The 984-nt window shown below is 41.3% G+C and carries 1 protein-coding gene; it reads left to right on the top strand.

All coding sequences use genetic code 11. The features are described from left to right. Positions 1 to 91 precede the first annotated feature (91 nt). The gene (locus ACT3TU_RS14215) at positions 92 to 973 is read left to right on the top strand and encodes an IS982 family transposase (protein ID WP_192529877.1); all 882 of its coding nucleotides are present in this window, start codon (positions 92 to 94) and stop codon (positions 971 to 973) included. Positions 974 to 984 lie beyond the last annotated feature (11 nt).

Genomic DNA, 984 nt, shown 5'->3' with positions numbered 1-984 from the left:
ATACCCCACTCTCAACTTCGAAAGAGATTGAAAAAAGAAGAGCATCTCACTAATCTATTGTTTTCGACCAAGAACACAATGGAGTCATGAGATGCCCATAGAAGAATTTATCATCAATATCTATTTAATGGTAGAGCAATATTACAAAATAGTTGTCACCGAACCATTGCGAGGTGCAGGTTACGCCCCTAAACTCACTGACCCTGAAATTATTTGCATGGAGCTAGTAGGTGAGTTTTTAAACATGGATCAAGATAAACAAATTTGGCAATACTTTACCCAGCATTGGCAAGCTTGGTTTCCAGCCATAGGCTCGTACCCTAACTTTGCCAAGCACTGCAGCAACCTATGGCAAGTGAAACAACGAATACAGGATAAAGTCAGTGAAGTCGAAGGTTATGATAATATTCATCTGATTGATGGTTTTCCCATACCCGTCTGTCATTATGGACGAGCTTACCGGCATAAGAACTATCAAGACCTAGCTGCTTTTAGTTACTGCGCGGCTAAACAAGAAAAATACTATGGCTTTGAGGGTCACTTGCTGGTTACCTTATCGGGTATGATTAAGGGCTTTACTATAGCGCCTGCTAATGTTGATGAAAGAGAAGTTGCCCCAGATATTACGAGTCATATTCACGGACTACTTGGCGCTGATAAAGGGTATATCAGCCCTAAACTGGCTCAATACTATGACGCTCAAGGGATAGATCTACAAACACCGCTCAGACGCAATATGAAAGAGGACCGATCCAAACCTGTGGTACGACGGTTAATGAAAGCCCGCCGTATCGTTGAAACCGTGATCAGTCAGTTATCAGAACGGTTTAATATACAAAGGGTACGAGCAAAGGACTTATGGCATTTGTCGCATCGATTGATTCGTAAAATTCTGTCACATAATCTGTGCTTTGTACTTAATAAACAACTTGGTAACCCACCTCTTCAGTTTGAATTGCTTATTTCAAGTTGAGAGTGGGGTTA

Source organism: Psychrobacter sp. AOP3-A1-26 (assembly GCF_052378235.1).
Classification (GTDB): Bacteria; Pseudomonadota; Gammaproteobacteria; order Pseudomonadales; family Moraxellaceae; genus Psychrobacter.
Note: the sequence above shows the minus strand (reverse complement) of the source record. Positions and strands in the feature narration are given on the sequence as shown.